The organism is Pseudomonas sp. Je.1.5.c, assembly GCF_051129895.1.
Lineage (GTDB): Bacteria > Pseudomonadota > Gammaproteobacteria > Pseudomonadales > Pseudomonadaceae > Aquipseudomonas > Aquipseudomonas urmiensis.
Genome location: NZ_JBCPSP010000001.1, coordinates 260,974 through 275,884, shown reverse-complemented (window position 1 = coordinate 275,884; position 14,911 = coordinate 260,974). Strand labels below are relative to the sequence as shown.

Below are 14,911 nucleotides of genomic sequence, written 5' to 3'. Positions count from 1 at the left end.
GACCTCACTTGATGCGGATTGAGCTCTCGCCGCACTCCAAATGCGCCCAGGCTGGCTCAGGTCTCAGTTCGTGTTCGCAGTCTTCACCCGCGGCCATGCGCTTGCGGACGGCTTCGTTGTGCTCGCGATCGGCTTTGAGCTTTGCGGCGATGGCGTTCTTGTCCGGCGCGATCTTGGTCACGACCGAAGTCAGGTCGTCTGGCACCGCCTGTTCGTTATCGACGATGACCCGCTCCTTACCGGTGACCAGGCTGATGGTGAACAGCGGACGCTTGATCGACTTGATGTTGGCTGCATCCATGTTTCGGCGAAGGTAGTCGGTGATAGCCGTGACGCTGTTGGCCTTGATGCGCTTGAGCTCATTGAGGCGGTCAATCTCCGCGTCGATCGCGCTGATGTCACCCTCGATGTTCCGGCGCAGCATGACGATGTTATCTGCCTTCACTTCAAACTCGCCCTGGATGCCGGCCATGGTGTCCTGAATAGCCTGCTTGAGGCCTTCGTCGTCGGTGTCACACATGGCGGCGAGTTCGGCCATCTGGGCGGTGAGTGCGTAAAGCTGGGTCATGCTGCGGCCTCCTGCGGCTTGCCGGCTTCGAGATTCTTCAATTCAAGGGAGATTCGGGCGGCGCCTTTCTCATCCTTGCGGCCGATGAGCTTGCGCACAGCGTGGTCGTAGATTTTCTTGCGCTCATGCGGCGTCACCGCCTTCTGCATGGTCTCGATCGTGTCCTTGATGAAGTCCAGGCGCTCCTGCTGTTGGCGCTCGATCTCGGCCTGGCGGTCTTCGGCCTGCTCGATCGCCTGCTCGGCCTGCAGCTGCTGCACGTAATTCACGTCATCGAACATGCCCAGGAACACGTCGGCGCTGAAGCCCAGCATGGACAGGGCTTTCTTGATGGCGTCGGTAAGCGACTTCTTCGGCGCCTCGCCATCAGTGGTCATGCCGTACTTGGTCTTGTACTGGTACCGGGTGCAGCCGTACTGCTCGACCTCGCCGCGCTGGCCGTCCTGCATGAACCAGAGCTGAATCTTGACGGTGTGGCCGATCTCCCGGCCAAGGCAGATTCGCTTGTCACCTTCGCCGGCAAACACCTCGTGTCCGTCGTCAAAGCGCTCTTCCAGAACCTTCCAGCCCCAGCCGATCCCGACTGGGCCGAACATTTCGGTCGCCTTCATGACCATTGCGGTGCCGTTCAGGCTGGTGATCTTCTGGCCGCCGACCTCGGCGTTTTTGGTGAAGCGGGTATCGGTCGTCTGCACCTGCTCCCAGATGCGCATGTTGGTAGTGGACATTAGAAAACCTCGCGCCAGGCCGGCGCCGTCAGTTGGAAGGGGAAATGCCAGGTCACCCAGGCACGGAGGTACGCTCCAGGCCCTGGCTGCGGCGGATGGTTGCGCGCTCTCGCCGCTTACGCTCCCGAAGGGGTACGGCTATCCCGAAGGCCCGCCGTGCGCCGGGTGTGAATTCAAGAAGTGATGGTGCCGGCCAGGGCGCTCAGGAGGAGCCAGCCGGTGCAGAAGGTGAGGGCTATGAAGGAGCCGCGCCAGGTAGCGAATCGGCGGGCCCGCTGGTACCCAGTCACGCCTGGACCTCGTAGGCCAAGGTACACATGCCGCAGAGGTAGGCCCGGCCTGACCAGGCCGCCGGGTTCTCGATGTGTGCTAAGCGCGCTTGATTCATGGCGTCCGCCATGGTCAGCCCCTTGAACACCAGCAGGATGCGGTCATCTGGCAGGGCCTGCGCAGCCTCGGCCACCTGGTCGTCGATGATCGACGGGAAAATAGGCGTGGTCATGCAACCTCCTTGCGCCCATCAACGATCTTGTTGAGGCGCCCGCAGTAGTGGTTGAACTCTTCGATGGTGATGCGCTGGTCGGCCATCATTTCGGTCAGTTGCTTTTGGATCATCGCGGACCAGCTCACCGGGGTTGATGGGTCGGCCAGCGCGTCCAGTTCGTTGTCGAGCAGAACGTGGGGGCTCATTGCGAGTCCTCGGCCTGGGCCAGCACTCCCTCTTTGGCGAATGGCTTGAGCAGCGTCCGGGCGATCTCCTGCAACATTGATTCAGGGTTTGGCACGTTCATAGCTTCGTCCGCTGCGGCTGCCGCGTCGCCGGATGATTTACAGCGCGCGGCCAGGACCAGGCGGCCTAGAACCGAACCGCTTATGCCTGACTGGCACAACTGGCTCATCACGAACTCATCAACCGCCTGGGCGAAGCGCTCGAAGGTGACGCCCTGCTGTGGCCGCAGGCGGCGCTGAAACACGAAGTCGCGGCGCGCCATCAGCTCAGCGATGCCGTCGTCGATCCAGATGCGCTCCGCCTCTTCCGCCGGGCTCTCGTTTACCGCTGGAGGCAACTGGTTGTCGTACTGCCATTGTGCTTCTCGAAGTGCGCCCATGGCGTCCTCCTGGTGGTTGTGCGGCCGCATTGGCCAGGCGTCAGGCGCGGGTGACCAAACCCACCGTGAAAGGTGGCCTGGCGCCTGCCAATGCGGTCGTTTTGAAGGGAAGGGGATGCGGGACGCATCGGTGGCCACTCTCCGGGGCAAACAGAGTGTCGGGATACCTCACCAATGGGCGAGACGCTACCCACGCTCACAATTCGCGGCGATCAACTTGCGTTCAGAGTGGCCACCGATGCAGCCTGCGATGGGTAGCAGGGCATCGGGCCGTCTTTCCGGCTGTGATTGAGTTAGCTGTGGGTCAACGAAAGGCTGCTGATGACGCAGATTGAGCCATCCTCCGCCGGCGTGGCATCGGTGTAGGCGATCTGGTTGTAGACACCACCATGGAACTCAAACAGACGAGAGTCCCACGTGTCGTCGAGCTGCAACGCTCCGGATGAGCCTGATACTCCGTTGCACTGAGCTGCAACGGTGACCAGCCCTTTCGCGGTGACGTGGATGCTTACGGTGAACTTCGCTCCGAGCGGTACACCTTTGAGCACAGTCGAGTTAACGGGGGTAGTCTGGTTGTATGTGGTGCGGAAGCCCATGGTGATGTTCCCCTTGTTCCAGAACACCTTCACTGGAGGGCTGTCATCACCGCGGACATGCATTTGCGAAATCACGACCTTTTGCGCCGAGTTGACCTTGGTGAGCGTCATCTGCTGACGATTCCAGTGATTCGGTGCACTGGCCAGTGTCCAGTCGGTTGATTCGGACCATTCGCAACGGGTCCGATGCGTGCTTTTGCTCGAGGCGCCCTTGGTGGGTGCCGAGAACTTGATAGAACCGTCGCTCAAGACCTTTACGACGCTCGGGTATTGGGCGATCGCCACCGCGCCGCTCACCTCGAGAGCGACAGGGTTTGTCGAAGATATTGGCACGGGGGTGGTGATCGTTAGATTGCTGATGTTTACGGTCATGGGTTACTCCTGACGATAAAATCATTGGCCTGGCACGATTGCCTTCCAACCGTGATGCGGGCATCCGCATCCCTCTGTGCACTTTGGAAATGCGCAGAAGGATGAGTTCGCGAGTAATTCGAGCCGGCTAGGCCCTGTCGCCAAGGCCAGCCAGTGAAATCTGTGTTTCTCCGCACCCGCTTACCAGGTCATTCACTCAGTTCGGTCAACACCTCGTCCGCCGTCGCAGTGGGCTGCGCGTGGGCAGGCTGTCGGGCCTGTCGGATCGCCGGTCGCCGGTAGAGGCAAGTGCGGTTTTGTTCATCGGTTTACTGACCTCCCACCGATGGAGCCGGGAGTGACCTAACCGGCTGGGCCGGGTAGTCGGGCATGGCGCTGGTTGTTAAAGAGCGGTGAGGCTTGAGGGCCTCCCGAGGGCCTCAGTGGCGCCACGATGGGTGTAAATATGTACCAGTGGTTCATATTGGTCAAGTACCAAAAGTACATAAATTTTCTCCGGGTACAGAAAAGCCCGCGCAGAGGCGGGCTACAGGAAGGGATACTTCAGGCGCCAGGGATGCGCGCAGTGCGACGTGTAGTTGCTACAATCTGCGTCTCAAGGAAAAGGAGTGGCTATGCGAAAATTCTTTATGGCCGGCGCTCTGCTTGCCATGGTGTCCTCTCCAGCGCAGGCTTCCGATGTGGATCCTGTAGACGCCGTGGAGATCTGGAAGTCAGGCTGCTCCGATTTCAAGAGCGGAATGAGGTCAGGCGATTTCAGGGGCTGGCTACGAATCCCGGATAAGGATCCGCGCTATGCAGGAATGGCTAAGGGCATGGCCGCGCGGATTTATCTAGACGGCTGGAATACAGCTAGGGCGAGGAGCGGTGCGGCTAATTGCGATGACCTGGCGGCGTCGATCGCGATTGACTACGCACGCTGAGCACCACTGGGCATGAAAAAGCCCGCCGAGGCGGGCTGATTTAAAAGGTTGTGGCTTTCAATGACCTATAAATTTCGCAGCAGTGAATGCTAGCCCTGCCAAAGCGGCTGCCACTCCAACGAATTTCCAGGTCTGCTCATTCAGTGATTTTTGGAACGCGACCGCAAGATCTTGTATGTCTTTGCTGCTCGCACGCACCAAGCCATTGAGCTCTTCCTTGGAGGAAAGCCCAGCCATATCGAGCTTCGTAGCCATCCCGGATTGCATGGATTCAAGCTGGGTCTCTATGCGCACAAGTTTCTCCCTAATCTCAGGGATAGCTTTCTCTAGTGCCGAAACGCGCGCTTCCAATTGGGGGCCTCCCGGTGGCTCTCCACCTCCATGCTTGAAGACTGCTCCAATTTCTTGGCGGTACTCTTCCATTAGGTACCTGATATTGTCAGCCATGATCGGTATTTTTTCCATTCGAGAGCTGGAGCACGAGGTCGTTGAAGCGCTCAAGCTCGGCAACCACATTATCAATATTGTCGAAAGCCTCCAAGCCTTCCTTCTGAGCATCCTTGTCATCCATTAGGCTTATGACAGAGGACAGCTTGATAACGGAAACAGCCAAAGCCGTGATCGCGTCATGCAATGGAGCGGTAAGGTTGACTACTTCCTTGAAAGAGACCATGTGCTCATCTTTTTCGCAATGATCATTCATAAGGCGTGATCCTGATTGCTAAATGGGGTTGTAACCTGCGAGCACGAAATCAAAGCAGCACCGAGTACCAGAACACCTTACCCAGCACGCTGATCCCGCTCTCGGCCAGCTGCTGCGCGGTGTACTCCTCGTCCGGATGCTCGTCCTGGTTGAAGCTGCGGAAGCGCAAGCCGCCCCCAGGTATGCGGTACAGCGTCTTCACGCGCAGCTCGCCGCCATGGTCGATCGCGTACATCTTCCCGTCCTTTACCGCGGTCGACGACTTGTCGACGCCCACTGTGCTGCCGTCCGGCAAAACTGGCTCCATGCTGTTGCCGTGCACGGTCACGCACACGGCCTGGTCGAACTGCACGCCCTGATTGCGCAGGGTCTGCTTGCCGAAGCGGAGCTTTCTGCTGCTCGACTTCTCGATCACTGTGCGTCCAGATCCTGCGGACAGTTCTACTTCCTTGAGGAACGGCACGTAGACCTCGTCGTCGTCCAGAGGGGTGTCATCGTCCCATACAGAGATAGAGCCGAGAAGGGTGGCGTTGCTGATGGGTGCAGTGGTCTGCGGCTGATTGCCTGCTTCATCTGGTCCGGTCATGTCGCCACGGCCGTACTCCAGCCATTCAACGCGCACGGAAAGGGCCGCAGCAAGCGCGAGCATCTTCGCCCCGCCAGGCATGGACTCACCATTCAACCATTTGCTGGTTGCCTTGGGCGTAACCCCGATGAGATTGGCGAGACGAGCCCCCGCACCCCAGGCAGCGAACCCGTTGTGATCAAGCGCTTTCTTTAATCGCGACGCAAAGGCCGCGCGGACTTCTTCGATATGAACCATAGGTTCAATATCGCATGGGCTTGCATGTACTTTCAGTTCCGACATAATATGTACTGACAGTTCATTTTTCGTTTGGAGGCCCCATGCAGGAGCTCAAGAAGGCAATCGATGACGCAGGTGGCGTAACTGCCGTTGCGCTCGCTTGCGGGAAAACGCCGCGCGCCGTCTACAAGTGGCTCACCGCTGGTTGCCTCCCGCGCACCGAATACACCGGCGAGACCAACTACGCCGAAAAGATCGCAGCCCTGGCCAAGGCCAATGGCAAGCCGTTCAAGGCTCAGCGCCTTCTGGCTGTCACTGCGCCGACCAAAACCGCCGCCTAACCCATCCCAACCGCAAGGAGCAGTACAGCCATGAGCGACCTGTCGCGACCCAATCACAAGCATGTAAATCAGACAAAAGTTCTGCTGGATGACGAATTCGAAGAGCTGCTGCGTTGCGCTGCGCGCATCCATCGCACCAGGAAAGCCGTGCTTGCTCGCGACGTCCTGAAGTCCTGGCTGCTTGATGTTGTTGGCAATTCTATCCGCGACGACCGAGCGGCCTGAAGCGAAACCGTAGGGACCCAGCAGGGACCCGATAGGGACCGGAGGCGATATGCCAGAAGAACAAGGCATGGAGCTTGGCGAGCTGCTTGATCCGGGTGAGTTGAAACTGTTGGAAGCCGAGGCGGCGAAGCGGGGGATGACTCCGGCGGAGCTGGCGAAGATCGGGATTCAGCAGGAACTGACCAGGCGCACCAGGCCAAGAGCCATGACCGGGACGATTCAAGCGTTCCGCGCTCGATAAACGAGCACAAAAAAGCCGACGGTCGAGGTCGGCGTTTTCGTTACTGCGATATGTGAGAGAGATCATGACAAACATCGTCCCATTACGCAATACCGGGGGGTTTACCCGGATGGACAATCAACTGATGGATGGCCTCATGGCCATTGACCTGTCCGCGCGCGAGATGAAGATCGTGCTGTACGTGGCCAAGGCCACCCTGAACTTCAACGAAGGCGCCCAGCGCATCCCGGCCACGGCGATCGCCAAGGCTACCCACATTCACCCTGACACCATTTCCAAGGCCATCTCGGGCTTACTGCGGCGCCGTGTGCTGTTCCGTGAGGGCGGGGCGCGTGGCGATATTGGCTTGTGCGACCCGAAAGAATGGGTATTCATCGAAGAGCCGAAACAGACCAAATCGTCTGACTCGGCTCAAATCGTCCGAATCGGACATGCGTCGAAACAGACCAAAATCGACGACTCCCTTCTCTATTCCAAGAATAAAACCCCCTATGAAAATCTTCCTTCGGAAGATATTTCATTGCCCCCCCAGGCTGAGCCAGCCAAGCCTGAGCGCAAAGCTCCGTTCGGCCTGAGCAACCTGCTGGCCGACAATCCCCACCAGGTCCCCGAGCAACTGCTGACCGACTGGCTGGCCCAGCGCAAGGCGAAGAAGGCCGCCGTAACCGCCACCGTCTGGTCGACCGTGAACACCGAGCTAGCCAAGTGCGCCGAGGCTGGCATATCGGCTTCGGCGGCGATCACTGAGGCCCTGTCCGCTGGCTGGCAGGGATTCAAGGCCAGCTGGGTCATCAACCGAGTTCGCGACACTCGCCAACAGCCGGCTGCGCAGTCCCGTCACCACGGGTTCCAAGACATCGACTACACGCAGGGCATGACCGCCCGGGGAGATGGCTCGTATGACTTTTAGCGCCGTAGACCTCGCCATCAACGACATCGAGCGCCGCCTTGGCGTGATTGCCAAGCAGGCCGGCCAGTGCGAGAAGCACGGCGAGTTCGCGGTGATCATCCGCAAGACTGGCCAGAGCGGTTGCCCAAAGTGCGCGCAGGAATCCCGCGACGCCCAGGAAGTGGCCGACAAGCAGGCAGAATGGGAGCGCGGAGCCGCTGCACGCCTTGAGCGCAAGCTGGGCGCCGCGCTGATCCCGCGCCGCTTCCAGGGCAAGACCTTCGCCAATTACCGCGCCGAGACCGACACCCAGCAGCGCAACCTGACCCGGTGCCGCGAGTACGCCGACCAGTTCGCCCGCCACCGGGAGGATGGGCGTTGCATCGTGATGACCGGAACACCCGGTACCGGCAAGACCCACCTGGCCGCCGCCATCGCGTCGCAAGTCGCCACCACCACCAGCATGACCGCCGTCTACCGCACCGTCAGCAGCATGCTCCAGTTCATCAAGGGCAGCTACGGCGACAAGGCTGAGTACACCGAGGCCCAGGCCTTCGCCAGTCTGGTGGAGCCTGACCTGCTGATCCTCGATGAAGTGGGTGCCACCAAGCCGAGCGAGTACGAGCTGGCCACCCTGTTCAACGTGATCAATGGCCGCTACGAAGACCAGCGCCCAACCATCGTGATTTCCAACCTCGATGCTGGCCGCCTGGGCGAGGTGCTGGGCGAGCGTTCGGTTGACCGCCTGCGCGAAGGTCGCGGCATCGGTCTGGTGTTCGACGGTGAATCGCAGCGCCTGCGCAAGGAGGCCATCTGATGACCCCTGCACAAGAAATCACAGTCGCCCAGCTCAAGAGCCAGGGCTTCGCGCAGGTCGTGGAAGGCCGCGAAATCATACGCATGACCAAGGGCGCAGACCGCCGCGTCGTGATGGCCGATGGCAGCCAGAAGCGCGGGTATCACGTTGAGTTCGAGCGCGCCGGGCAGCCGGCCGGGGAGGGGGTGTGATGGATCCTCGATATCAGGAAGCCAAGCGAAAGTGGGAGCAGTTCGTTCAGGAGGAAACCGCATCCTGGCCGAGCGACAAGCCTGTGATCATCGTCGAGTACTCCGTCTTCGGCATGAGCTGGGAGGAGAACGGCATTTACGGCGTTCGCGGCAAAGTGAGCATTGAGCAACTCCAGAGCATCGAGGCCCAGCTGAAGACCGACGAAGAGATTGGAGAGCAGCACCACATGCTGAAGGGCGAAGGTGACTACCTGCTGGCCGTGACCTACGACGATGGCGAGAAAGACGACTACGGCCGGTACATCCACTCGCCCTACTGGGACATGAGTGTGATCGGGTTTCGCACCTTTGACGAAGTGATGGCCGGGCGCGTGGTTGCCGAGGAGAAGCACTGATGGACACCAACAAGATGCGCGAAATGCGTGAAGCCTTCGAGCGCACCAACTCCCGCGACCATCGCCGCCAGCCGCCGAAGGGCAACAACTACATCGACCCGATGGCCCAGGCCGACTGGGAGTCGTTCCAGAAGGGCTGGCAGGCCAGTCGAGAGGCCGTGGTGGTGGAGCTGCCGCCCAAGATAAGCGCGCACAACACCACCGAAGGCGGCTTTGTTCGGCCAGAGGCTGAGCACTACGACGAAGCAATTGACGACTGCCGCGCAGCGATCGAGGCCCAGGGTATGAAGGTGGCGCCATGACTACTCAAAACCCAAATTCGACCCTTCTGGTCGCGCGCCTGCAAGCCCAGGACGAAGAGATCAAACGCCTCAACCGCCAGCTCGACGGCGCCAAGGACTACATAAAGCTGATCGAGCAGAACCTGGCCAGTGTCCGCGGCTCGTGCAAGGCCCAGGGCGAAGACCTGCGCAAGATCCGCCACTCCAGCGCGCAGTACTTCCGGGCCATCAGCTGGATGATCCACCACTTGAACCTTGGCCAAGTGGGTATGCCTGGCTGGGTCCGTCAGACCTTGCGGCATGTGCTGGATGTTGAGCAGCGGCCGCTGGTGAAGAAGGAGGTGGCCAATGGCTGAGGTTATCGCGAAGCCGCGGCACTTCTGGTCGTCCGGCCCGTCCCGCGTGCGTGACGTGTGCAGGCTGGCGTACCTGTTCGCCACTGAGCTCTCCGTGTCTGGGGCTATTGAGATCATCGTCCGCCCGGTGAAGTCCCGCCGAACCCTGGAACAGAACGCAAAACTCTGGGCCATGTTGGCCGACATCTCCCGCCAGGTTGAGTGGCCGGTGAACGGCGTCATGCAGAAGCTCGACAGCGAAGACTGGAAGGCACTGATGACCGCTGCTGCCCGCCAAGAGGTGCGGATGGCCTCCGGCATCAACGGCGGCGTTGTGATGCTTGGCGTCAGCACCCGCCGGATGTCCGTGGCCGAACTGGGCGACGTTATCGAGTGCATGTACGTGTTCGGCTCCGAGCGCGGTGTGAGCTGGAGCGAGCCCAAAGGGCAGATGCCTGAGCAGTGGGAGGCGGCCGCATGAGGACGGCTCTCAAGGAAGTGAAGCAGAAGACGTGCAAGGCCTGCGGCTGCAAGTTCCGGCCATCGCTGTCGACGCAGAAGGCCTGCAGCGTGGCGTGTGCGCTGGACCTGGCGAGGAAGCCAGAGAACCAGGCGGTGGCGCGGAAGGCGATCGCCCAGCGGGAGCGCCGCGAGATCCAGGTGCGCAAACAGAAGCTCAAGAGCCGAGCGGATTACATCCGGGAAGCCCAGATCGAGTTCAACACCTTCATCCGGCTGCGCGACAAGGACGAGCCTTGCATCTGCTGCGGTAGTTATGGCCCCGGCGAAGACTGGCTGACCGGAGGTAAGTGGGACGCTGGCCATTTCCTCAGTCGAGGCGCTTACCCAGAGCTTCGCTTCGACGAGGACAACTGCCACAAGCAGCTCAAGTCCTGCAATGGCGGCTCGGGCAAGTACGCCGCCAAAGGCCGGACTGTTGCTCAAGGCTACCGCGAACGGTTGATCCAGAAGATTGGCCAGGAGCGCGTTGACCGACTCGAAGGCCCTCATGAGGCCAAGCGTTACACCATCGAAGAACTCAAAGGCATCAAGGCCCTATATCGGGCAAAGGCCAAACAGCTCAAGGAGCAAGCAGCATGAACTGGGGATTAATCGGATGTGCATTCTTCGGTCTCCAGGTGGTGGTATGCCTGCTGACCTTGGCTATGGGGTTGAAGATCGCGGCTTGCCGCAAGCGTGTAGGGGGTGGCGGATGCAACTGAACAGCGCGCGCCAGGCATGGCACGACGCCCTGTACGTCCCACGGGATAGCCAGGGCGCCGTGATGCAGGAAATGGGGCTGCTGGGGCGCATGATCCAGAAGACCGACAATCAGCGGAAGGCTGGACACCAAGCTCACCAGGCTCTGGCTGCTCACATTCAGCGGGCGATCGACACGCTGCCGGCGCACCTAAAGGCATTCGGTACGCATATGTACAGCCCGATGGCTACGGCAGACGACGCAGAGGAGGCGCACGAAGCTATGTTCCGCGTGGCCTATGCCGCTGGCCCGCGGATGTATGCCAAGAAGTTCGAGAAGGCCCGCATGGTGGCGCTGGGGGTGCTGCATCGGTACCGCCGCATGCATCAGGGCGGACAGAGCGAAGGGATCGATCCTTGTCCGACGCCGGAAGGGTTCCGTGAGTGGTTGCTGCGCATGTTGGGCTTGGAGCTTGACTCGAGAAATTGGGAGCGCGAGTGGCAGGACTTCGTCGAGGCATGTTTCAACGCCTGCAACGATCTGGACAAGGCTGCATTGGTGCCCGTTTCATCGGCGATAAAAATCATGAAAACAGCCGCTTGACGGAATTGTGCGGCTGATGGCACTATTTCGCCATCCTGATAATTTTGCCTTTGGCAAACGTCACATAGAGCCCGGCCTAGCGCCGGGTTTTTTATTGCTCTCAAGAGGCCCTCATCCGGGCCTGATATCCCAGGAATCACCTATGGCCGAACCAGCAAGCACGACTGCCGGCGTCCTGCTGGTGAAGTACGGCGTGATCATTGGCGGCTTCGCAGGGGCGATCCTCTCCCTGACCTTCCTGCGAGGTCTCACCAGGGGCCAGGCTGTCGCAGCGTTCTTCACCGGCTTCGCATCAGCAGTATTCTGCACCCCGCTAGCCATCAGCTACTTCAGCCTTGGCGCAAGCGGAGAAACCCAATACGGCGTGGCCTTTCTGATAGGCCTTCTGGCAATGAACATCATCCCGGTGCTGAAGTCGCTCGTCGGGCAGTTCGGAGCCAAGGGAGCTACCTGATGAGCTCGACCCTGATTTCACTCCTGATCGGTGCCAATGCCTTCCTGAGCGTGATGGTGGTTCTCGCTGCGTGCGACTACCTGCGCCGGATCAGGCCAATGGATGAGCCACTGCTGGCCATCGCATTCTACTTGGTGGCGATCGGCGCGTTCGGCGCCTTCGTCCTCGCCATGAACGGCCATGTGCCCACCTTGTACGGCGTTGTCCTTAAGCTGGGGATCGTCCTGTACGCGGTAGCCCGGCGTGGCCATGTGTTCCAGCCGGGGTAGGGCGCATAGAGCCTGATCGCCTCAATGGCTGTTCTGTTTAGCCAAAAGCTGATCCCTCAAGGCGGTCGCGTCAGGCTCCAGATCGAACTCACCGAGCCGCTCGCCCGTGATTCGATTCTCGACTACGAACCACATGAGCTGGCCTGGAGCATAGTCGTTCGCCTCGCCTGGCTTAATCGCCCTGACCACAACCTTTGGCACTCTGCGCACCACAAGGTCTGGTCCATACAGATCATCAAGGCCGTTCAGCGCCTCGCAGAGACGTACTGCGGTACCAAGGTCTGGTAGTGGATGCGGTATGCGCGCCTTAGCGTTCAGCTTCTTATCGAAGATGTGGTAGGCCTTCCCAAACGGGTAGGCGATCAAGTTTGTGTCGACGACTGTAAAGCGGCTTTCCATGGTGAGGCCCTCGTGGAGTGACACTACTCAATAGCCGCTAGGTGCCTTCATTGCAAGGCGTAGGTGAGTGACGATGAAGCCTGAACCTCCCGCTGATTTACTGGAGTCGCTCTGGCTCACTCTTCGCCCGGCTCCCGAGGTCTGGGAGTGGATCAAGACCGAGATCCTCGCCGCCACTGGCAGCATCCACAACGAAGAGCACGCTCACCTCATCGACGCCAATGTCGGCGTGCTGTGGGCCTCCTCAGCCTTCACCAGGAAGGGCAGGGCAGTGCTTGGCCAGGCTGAGCAGCTGATGATCCGCGCAGGTGGTTGGCAGAAGGCCCGCCAAGAGCAGCAGATGCGAGACTGGTTCGGCGAAGAGCCGGAGTTCCTCATCACGCTGGCCGGCGACTACTGCGCCCAGTGCAGCGAGGCTGAGTTCTGCGCCCTCATAGAACACGAGCTTTATCACATAGGGCACAAGCTCGATAAGTACGGCGCCCCGGCATTCACCCAAGACGGCCTGCCCAAGCTTGAGATGCGTGGGCACGACGTCGAGGAGTTCGTCGGCGTGGTTCGCCGCTACGGTGCCAGCCCTGACGTACAGCAGCTGATCGACGCTGCAAGCCGGCCGCCTGAGGTGGCCAAGATCAACATTGCGAGGGCCTGCGGAACCTGTCTGCTCAAGTCGGCCTGATGTGAGACAGGCATGAGACGGAATCCAACCTATGGCAGCCCTGACAAGCGATGTAAAAGCCTTCATCGTTCAGGCTTTGGCGTGCTTTGACACGCCTACCCAGGTCTCACAAGCCGTCAAGCAAGAATTCGACATCGATGTGACCCGTCAACAGGTCGAGCAGCACGACCCAACCAAGCGCGCGGGGGCGAACCTTGCGGCCAAGTGGCGAACGCTATTCGAGGACACCCGCAAGCGTTTCCGCGAAGAAACCTCTGAGATTCCCATTGCCAACCGGGCATTCCGGCTCCGTGCGCTGGGAAGGATGGCTGAGAAGGCCGAGTCCATGAAGAACATGGCCCTGACTGCCCAGCTACTGGAGCAGGCGGCCAAAGAGGTCGGCGACGTCTACGTGAACCGCCAGACCAAGAACGAGAATCCCCACGACAACGTGCCGCCAACCCGGGTGCAGGTCGACGTGGTGGATGCGAGGAAGCCTGATGCCGTCGCTGAACGTTCCCCAGGCTAATTTCCTCCGGATGGAGAACAAGTTCCGTGGCTTCGTTGCCGGGTTCGGCTCAGGCAAGACGTGGGTGGGCTGTGCTGCGCTGTGCAAGCACGTCTGGGAGTGGCCTCGGATCGACTCCGGCTACTTCGCCCCGACCTATCCGCAGATTCGCGACATCTTCTTCCCGACCATCGAGGAGGTCGCCTTCGACTGGGGCCTGAAGGTCAAGACGAAGGAGAGCGACAAGGAGGTCGAGTTCTACAGCGGCGGCCAGTATCGCAGCACGACCATCTGCCGCTCGATGGAGAAGCCGCAGACCATCGTCGGCTTCAAGATCGGGCACGCCCTGGTCGATGAGCTCGATGTTCTGCCTGCGCTGAAGGCCGAGCACGCCTGGCGCAAGATCATTGCTCGGATGCGTTACAACGTGCCCGGGCTGAAGAACGGCGTTGACGTGACGACGACCCCCGAGGGTTTCAAGTTCGTCTATCAGCAGTTCGTGAAACAGCTGCGTGAGAAGCCGGCCCTGCAGGGTATGTACGGCCTGGTGCAGGCCAGCACGTTCGACAACGAGCTGAACCTGCCGCTGGACTACATCCCGTCGCTGATGGAGTCTTATCCAGCCCAGCTGATCCTGGCCTACCTGAATGGCCAGTTCGTCAACCTGAACTCCGGGTCGATCTACCATGCCTACGACCGGAAGCTGAATTCCTGCTTCGACACAGTAGAGCCTGGAGAGCCCCTGTTCATCGGCATGGACTTCAACGTCGGCAAGATGGCCGCCATCACGCACGTCAAGCGCGCAGACGGCAAGCCCAGGGCGGTGGATGAGCTGATCGATGGCTTCGATACCCCGGATATGATCCGGCGCATCAAGGAGCGGTACTGGCGGCACAACGGACGCGACTACGAGAAGACCTGTGAGATCAGGATCTATCCCGACGCCTCGGGCGGATCGCGCAAGTCGGTGAACGCCAGCGAGACGGACATTGCCATCCTGCGCCAAGCCGGGTTCAGCGTTATCGCCCCCGACGCCAACCCTCCGGTGAAAGACCGCATCAACGCCATGAACGCCATGTTCTGCAACGCGAATGGCGAACGCCGTTATCTGATCAACCCGCTGCGCTGCCCGACCTATGCGGACGGCTTGGAGCAGCAGGTGTGGGCGGCCAACGGCGAGCCTGACAAGAAATCTGGCGTGGACCACGCGAACGACGCGGGTGGCTACTTCATCCATCACGACTACCCGATCAGTAGGCCGGTTACCCACGTTCCAATCTCGTTCACTTTCTGAGGCCTC

At 60.3% G+C, this 14,911-nt stretch carries 28 protein-coding genes; 18 read left to right on the top strand and 10 right to left on the bottom strand.

Annotated elements, in window-relative coordinates; translation table 11 throughout:
* Window positions 1-4 precede the first annotated feature (4 nt).
* The 6 genes from AAZU54_RS01425 to AAZU54_RS01400 all read right to left on the bottom strand — a co-directional run bounded on the left by AAZU54_RS01425 (window position 5) and on the right by AAZU54_RS01400 (window position 3,373).
* Entirely contained in the window at window positions 5-568 is a 564-nt protein-coding gene (locus AAZU54_RS01425) for a siphovirus Gp157 family protein (protein ID WP_434726398.1), read from the bottom strand.
* Complete coding sequence (locus tag AAZU54_RS01420) at window positions 565-1,296, bottom strand: hypothetical protein (RefSeq protein ID WP_434726397.1); 732 nt, start codon at window positions 1,294-1,296, stop codon at window positions 565-567. The genes AAZU54_RS01425 and AAZU54_RS01420 overlap by 4 nt, the downstream gene beginning before the upstream one ends.
* Window positions 1,297-1,582: 286 nt before the next feature.
* The gene (locus AAZU54_RS01415) at window positions 1,583-1,798 is read right to left on the bottom strand and encodes a hypothetical protein (RefSeq protein WP_434726396.1); all 216 of its coding nucleotides are present in this window, start codon (window positions 1,796-1,798) and stop codon (window positions 1,583-1,585) included.
* Window positions 1,795-1,986, bottom strand: coding sequence for a hypothetical protein (locus tag AAZU54_RS01410; protein WP_016486608.1), 192 nt, complete (start codon window positions 1,984-1,986; stop codon window positions 1,795-1,797). The genes AAZU54_RS01415 and AAZU54_RS01410 overlap by 4 nt, the downstream gene beginning before the upstream one ends.
* Window positions 1,983-2,405, bottom strand: coding sequence for a hypothetical protein (locus AAZU54_RS01405; protein WP_434726395.1), 423 nt, complete (start codon window positions 2,403-2,405; stop codon window positions 1,983-1,985). The genes AAZU54_RS01410 and AAZU54_RS01405 overlap by 4 nt, the downstream gene beginning before the upstream one ends.
* Before the next feature lie 293 nt (window positions 2,406-2,698).
* Window positions 2,699-3,373: a polysaccharide lyase family 7 protein gene (locus tag AAZU54_RS01400; protein ID WP_434726394.1), complete on the bottom strand. Its 675-nt coding sequence runs from the start codon at window positions 3,371-3,373 to the stop codon at window positions 2,699-2,701.
* A gap of 614 nt (window positions 3,374-3,987) precedes the next feature.
* Here AAZU54_RS01400 and AAZU54_RS01395 point away from each other — a divergent pair.
* Window positions 3,988-4,296: a hypothetical protein gene (locus tag AAZU54_RS01395; RefSeq protein ID WP_434726393.1), complete on the top strand. Its 309-nt coding sequence runs from the start codon at window positions 3,988-3,990 to the stop codon at window positions 4,294-4,296.
* Window positions 4,297-4,353: 57 nt separating this feature from the next.
* On the opposite strand, the gene AAZU54_RS01390 is transcribed toward AAZU54_RS01395, so the two are convergent.
* Genes AAZU54_RS01390 through AAZU54_RS01380 form a run of 3 tightly spaced genes read right to left on the bottom strand, consistent with a single transcriptional unit; the run spans window position 4,354 to window position 5,822 of the window.
* Window positions 4,354-4,743: a hypothetical protein gene (locus tag AAZU54_RS01390; RefSeq protein WP_434726392.1), complete on the bottom strand. Its 390-nt coding sequence runs from the start codon at window positions 4,741-4,743 to the stop codon at window positions 4,354-4,356.
* Complete coding sequence (locus AAZU54_RS01385; RefSeq protein WP_434726391.1) at window positions 4,736-4,999, bottom strand: hypothetical protein; 264 nt, start codon at window positions 4,997-4,999, stop codon at window positions 4,736-4,738. Before AAZU54_RS01385 ends, AAZU54_RS01390 begins: the two co-directional genes overlap by 8 nt.
* Window positions 5,000-5,048: 49 nt before the next feature.
* Entirely contained in the window at window positions 5,049-5,822 is a 774-nt protein-coding gene (locus AAZU54_RS01380) for a S24 family peptidase (RefSeq protein ID WP_434726390.1), read from the bottom strand.
* An 83-nt stretch (window positions 5,823-5,905) separates the two neighbouring features.
* On the opposite strand from AAZU54_RS01380, the gene AAZU54_RS01375 reads away from it, so the two are divergent.
* From AAZU54_RS01375 to AAZU54_RS01310, 14 genes are all read left to right on the top strand, one after another.
* The gene (locus AAZU54_RS01375; RefSeq protein WP_434726389.1) at window positions 5,906-6,145 is read left to right on the top strand and encodes a carph-isopro domain-containing protein; all 240 of its coding nucleotides are present in this window, start codon (window positions 5,906-5,908) and stop codon (window positions 6,143-6,145) included.
* Between the two features lie 30 nt (window positions 6,146-6,175).
* Window positions 6,176-6,370 carry a hypothetical protein gene (locus AAZU54_RS01370; protein WP_434726388.1) on the top strand — a complete coding sequence of 65 codons (195 nt, stop codon included), beginning with the start codon at window positions 6,176-6,178 and terminating at the stop codon, window positions 6,368-6,370.
* A 49-nt stretch (window positions 6,371-6,419) separates the two neighbouring features.
* On the top strand, window positions 6,420-6,611 hold the full coding sequence (locus AAZU54_RS01365) for a hypothetical protein (RefSeq protein ID WP_434726387.1): 192 nt from the start codon (window positions 6,420-6,422) through the stop codon (window positions 6,609-6,611).
* Between the two features lie 64 nt (window positions 6,612-6,675).
* Window positions 6,676-7,521, top strand: coding sequence for a replication protein (locus AAZU54_RS01360; RefSeq protein WP_434726386.1), 846 nt, complete (start codon window positions 6,676-6,678; stop codon window positions 7,519-7,521).
* A complete protein-coding gene (locus tag AAZU54_RS01355; protein ID WP_434726385.1) occupies window positions 7,511-8,317 on the top strand; it encodes an ATP-binding protein in 807 nt (268 codons plus the stop codon). The genes AAZU54_RS01360 and AAZU54_RS01355 overlap by 11 nt, the downstream gene beginning before the upstream one ends.
* Window positions 8,317-8,508, top strand: coding sequence for a hypothetical protein (locus AAZU54_RS01350; RefSeq protein WP_434726384.1), 192 nt, complete (start codon window positions 8,317-8,319; stop codon window positions 8,506-8,508). Before AAZU54_RS01355 ends, AAZU54_RS01350 begins: the two co-directional genes overlap by 1 nt.
* On the top strand, window positions 8,508-8,903 hold the full coding sequence (locus AAZU54_RS01345) for a hypothetical protein (protein ID WP_434726383.1): 396 nt from the start codon (window positions 8,508-8,510) through the stop codon (window positions 8,901-8,903). The genes AAZU54_RS01350 and AAZU54_RS01345 overlap by 1 nt, the downstream gene beginning before the upstream one ends.
* Complete coding sequence (locus AAZU54_RS01340; RefSeq protein WP_434726382.1) at window positions 8,903-9,205, top strand: hypothetical protein; 303 nt, start codon at window positions 8,903-8,905, stop codon at window positions 9,203-9,205. Before AAZU54_RS01345 ends, AAZU54_RS01340 begins: the two co-directional genes overlap by 1 nt.
* The gene (locus AAZU54_RS01335) at window positions 9,202-9,540 is read left to right on the top strand and encodes a hypothetical protein (RefSeq protein WP_434726381.1); all 339 of its coding nucleotides are present in this window, start codon (window positions 9,202-9,204) and stop codon (window positions 9,538-9,540) included. The genes AAZU54_RS01340 and AAZU54_RS01335 overlap by 4 nt, the downstream gene beginning before the upstream one ends.
* Window positions 9,533-10,000, top strand: coding sequence for a recombination protein NinB (locus AAZU54_RS01330; RefSeq protein ID WP_434726380.1), 468 nt, complete (start codon window positions 9,533-9,535; stop codon window positions 9,998-10,000). The genes AAZU54_RS01335 and AAZU54_RS01330 overlap by 8 nt, the downstream gene beginning before the upstream one ends.
* Window positions 9,997-10,620 carry a recombination protein NinG gene (locus AAZU54_RS01325; protein ID WP_434726379.1) on the top strand — a complete coding sequence of 208 codons (624 nt, stop codon included), beginning with the start codon at window positions 9,997-9,999 and terminating at the stop codon, window positions 10,618-10,620. The genes AAZU54_RS01330 and AAZU54_RS01325 overlap by 4 nt, the downstream gene beginning before the upstream one ends.
* 112 nt (window positions 10,621-10,732) lie before the next feature.
* A complete protein-coding gene (locus tag AAZU54_RS01320; RefSeq protein WP_434726378.1) occupies window positions 10,733-11,323 on the top strand; it encodes a hypothetical protein in 591 nt (196 codons plus the stop codon).
* 142 nt (window positions 11,324-11,465) lie between these two features.
* Window positions 11,466-11,777, top strand: coding sequence for a peptidase M48, Ste24p (locus tag AAZU54_RS01315; RefSeq protein WP_217190657.1), 312 nt, complete (start codon window positions 11,466-11,468; stop codon window positions 11,775-11,777).
* Window positions 11,777-12,046: a hypothetical protein gene (locus AAZU54_RS01310; RefSeq protein ID WP_434726377.1), complete on the top strand. Its 270-nt coding sequence runs from the start codon at window positions 11,777-11,779 to the stop codon at window positions 12,044-12,046. Before AAZU54_RS01315 ends, AAZU54_RS01310 begins: the two co-directional genes overlap by 1 nt.
* A 21-nt stretch (window positions 12,047-12,067) precedes the next feature.
* Here AAZU54_RS01310 and AAZU54_RS01305 read toward each other — a convergent pair whose 3' ends face one another.
* Window positions 12,068-12,445 carry a hypothetical protein gene (locus AAZU54_RS01305; protein WP_434726376.1) on the bottom strand — a complete coding sequence of 126 codons (378 nt, stop codon included), beginning with the start codon at window positions 12,443-12,445 and terminating at the stop codon, window positions 12,068-12,070.
* Between the two features lie 73 nt (window positions 12,446-12,518).
* Between AAZU54_RS01305 and AAZU54_RS01300 the strand changes: the two genes are divergently transcribed.
* Genes AAZU54_RS01300 through AAZU54_RS01290 form a run of 3 tightly spaced genes read left to right on the top strand, consistent with a single transcriptional unit; the run spans window position 12,519 to window position 14,905 of the window.
* Entirely contained in the window at window positions 12,519-13,124 is a 606-nt protein-coding gene (locus AAZU54_RS01300) for a putative metallopeptidase (RefSeq protein WP_434726375.1), read from the top strand.
* 31 nt (window positions 13,125-13,155) lie between these two features.
* A complete protein-coding gene (locus tag AAZU54_RS01295; RefSeq protein ID WP_434726374.1) occupies window positions 13,156-13,632 on the top strand; it encodes a DUF2280 domain-containing protein in 477 nt (158 codons plus the stop codon).
* Entirely contained in the window at window positions 13,604-14,905 is a 1,302-nt protein-coding gene (locus AAZU54_RS01290; protein WP_434726373.1) for a terminase large subunit domain-containing protein, read from the top strand. Before AAZU54_RS01295 ends, AAZU54_RS01290 begins: the two co-directional genes overlap by 29 nt.
* The last annotated feature ends 6 nt before the right edge of the window (window positions 14,906-14,911 follow it).

What these genes read in the sequence shown, in the direction of transcription:
- AAZU54_RS01425 (WP_434726398.1), bottom strand. Translation starts at nt 568, where the DNA reads ATGACCCAGCTTTACGCACTCACCGCCCAGATGGCCGAACTCGCCGCC.
- AAZU54_RS01420 (WP_434726397.1), bottom strand. Translation starts at nt 1,296, where the DNA reads ATGTCCACTACCAACATGCGCATCTGGGAGCAGGTGCAGACGACCGAT.
- AAZU54_RS01415 (WP_434726396.1), bottom strand. Translation starts at nt 1,798, where the DNA reads ATGACCACGCCTATTTTCCCGTCGATCATCGACGACCAGGTGGCCGAG.
- AAZU54_RS01410 (WP_016486608.1), bottom strand. Translation starts at nt 1,986, where the DNA reads ATGAGCCCCCACGTTCTGCTCGACAACGAACTGGACGCGCTGGCCGAC.
- AAZU54_RS01405 (WP_434726395.1), bottom strand. Translation starts at nt 2,405, where the DNA reads ATGGGCGCACTTCGAGAAGCACAATGGCAGTACGACAACCAGTTGCCT.
- AAZU54_RS01400 (WP_434726394.1), bottom strand. Translation starts at nt 3,373, where the DNA reads ATGACCGTAAACATCAGCAATCTAACGATCACCACCCCCGTGCCAATA.
- AAZU54_RS01395 (WP_434726393.1), top strand. Translation starts at nt 3,988, where the DNA reads ATGCGAAAATTCTTTATGGCCGGCGCTCTGCTTGCCATGGTGTCCTCT.
- AAZU54_RS01390 (WP_434726392.1), bottom strand. Translation starts at nt 4,743, where the DNA reads ATGGCTGACAATATCAGGTACCTAATGGAAGAGTACCGCCAAGAAATT.
- AAZU54_RS01385 (WP_434726391.1), bottom strand. Translation starts at nt 4,999, where the DNA reads ATGAATGATCATTGCGAAAAAGATGAGCACATGGTCTCTTTCAAGGAA.
- AAZU54_RS01380 (WP_434726390.1), bottom strand. Translation starts at nt 5,822, where the DNA reads ATGGTTCATATCGAAGAAGTCCGCGCGGCCTTTGCGTCGCGATTAAAG.
- AAZU54_RS01375 (WP_434726389.1), top strand. Translation starts at nt 5,906, where the DNA reads ATGCAGGAGCTCAAGAAGGCAATCGATGACGCAGGTGGCGTAACTGCC.
- AAZU54_RS01370 (WP_434726388.1), top strand. Translation starts at nt 6,176, where the DNA reads ATGAGCGACCTGTCGCGACCCAATCACAAGCATGTAAATCAGACAAAA.
- AAZU54_RS01365 (WP_434726387.1), top strand. Translation starts at nt 6,420, where the DNA reads ATGCCAGAAGAACAAGGCATGGAGCTTGGCGAGCTGCTTGATCCGGGT.
- AAZU54_RS01360 (WP_434726386.1), top strand. Translation starts at nt 6,676, where the DNA reads ATGACAAACATCGTCCCATTACGCAATACCGGGGGGTTTACCCGGATG.
- AAZU54_RS01355 (WP_434726385.1), top strand. Translation starts at nt 7,511, where the DNA reads ATGACTTTTAGCGCCGTAGACCTCGCCATCAACGACATCGAGCGCCGC.
- AAZU54_RS01350 (WP_434726384.1), top strand. Translation starts at nt 8,317, where the DNA reads ATGACCCCTGCACAAGAAATCACAGTCGCCCAGCTCAAGAGCCAGGGC.
- AAZU54_RS01345 (WP_434726383.1), top strand. Translation starts at nt 8,508, where the DNA reads ATGGATCCTCGATATCAGGAAGCCAAGCGAAAGTGGGAGCAGTTCGTT.
- AAZU54_RS01340 (WP_434726382.1), top strand. Translation starts at nt 8,903, where the DNA reads ATGGACACCAACAAGATGCGCGAAATGCGTGAAGCCTTCGAGCGCACC.
- AAZU54_RS01335 (WP_434726381.1), top strand. Translation starts at nt 9,202, where the DNA reads ATGACTACTCAAAACCCAAATTCGACCCTTCTGGTCGCGCGCCTGCAA.
- AAZU54_RS01330 (WP_434726380.1), top strand. Translation starts at nt 9,533, where the DNA reads ATGGCTGAGGTTATCGCGAAGCCGCGGCACTTCTGGTCGTCCGGCCCG.
- AAZU54_RS01325 (WP_434726379.1), top strand. Translation starts at nt 9,997, where the DNA reads ATGAGGACGGCTCTCAAGGAAGTGAAGCAGAAGACGTGCAAGGCCTGC.
- AAZU54_RS01320 (WP_434726378.1), top strand. Translation starts at nt 10,733, where the DNA reads ATGCAACTGAACAGCGCGCGCCAGGCATGGCACGACGCCCTGTACGTC.
- AAZU54_RS01315 (WP_217190657.1), top strand. Translation starts at nt 11,466, where the DNA reads ATGGCCGAACCAGCAAGCACGACTGCCGGCGTCCTGCTGGTGAAGTAC.
- AAZU54_RS01310 (WP_434726377.1), top strand. Translation starts at nt 11,777, where the DNA reads ATGAGCTCGACCCTGATTTCACTCCTGATCGGTGCCAATGCCTTCCTG.
- AAZU54_RS01305 (WP_434726376.1), bottom strand. Translation starts at nt 12,445, where the DNA reads ATGGAAAGCCGCTTTACAGTCGTCGACACAAACTTGATCGCCTACCCG.
- AAZU54_RS01300 (WP_434726375.1), top strand. Translation starts at nt 12,519, where the DNA reads ATGAAGCCTGAACCTCCCGCTGATTTACTGGAGTCGCTCTGGCTCACT.
- AAZU54_RS01295 (WP_434726374.1), top strand. Translation starts at nt 13,156, where the DNA reads ATGGCAGCCCTGACAAGCGATGTAAAAGCCTTCATCGTTCAGGCTTTG.
- AAZU54_RS01290 (WP_434726373.1), top strand. Translation starts at nt 13,604, where the DNA reads ATGCCGTCGCTGAACGTTCCCCAGGCTAATTTCCTCCGGATGGAGAAC.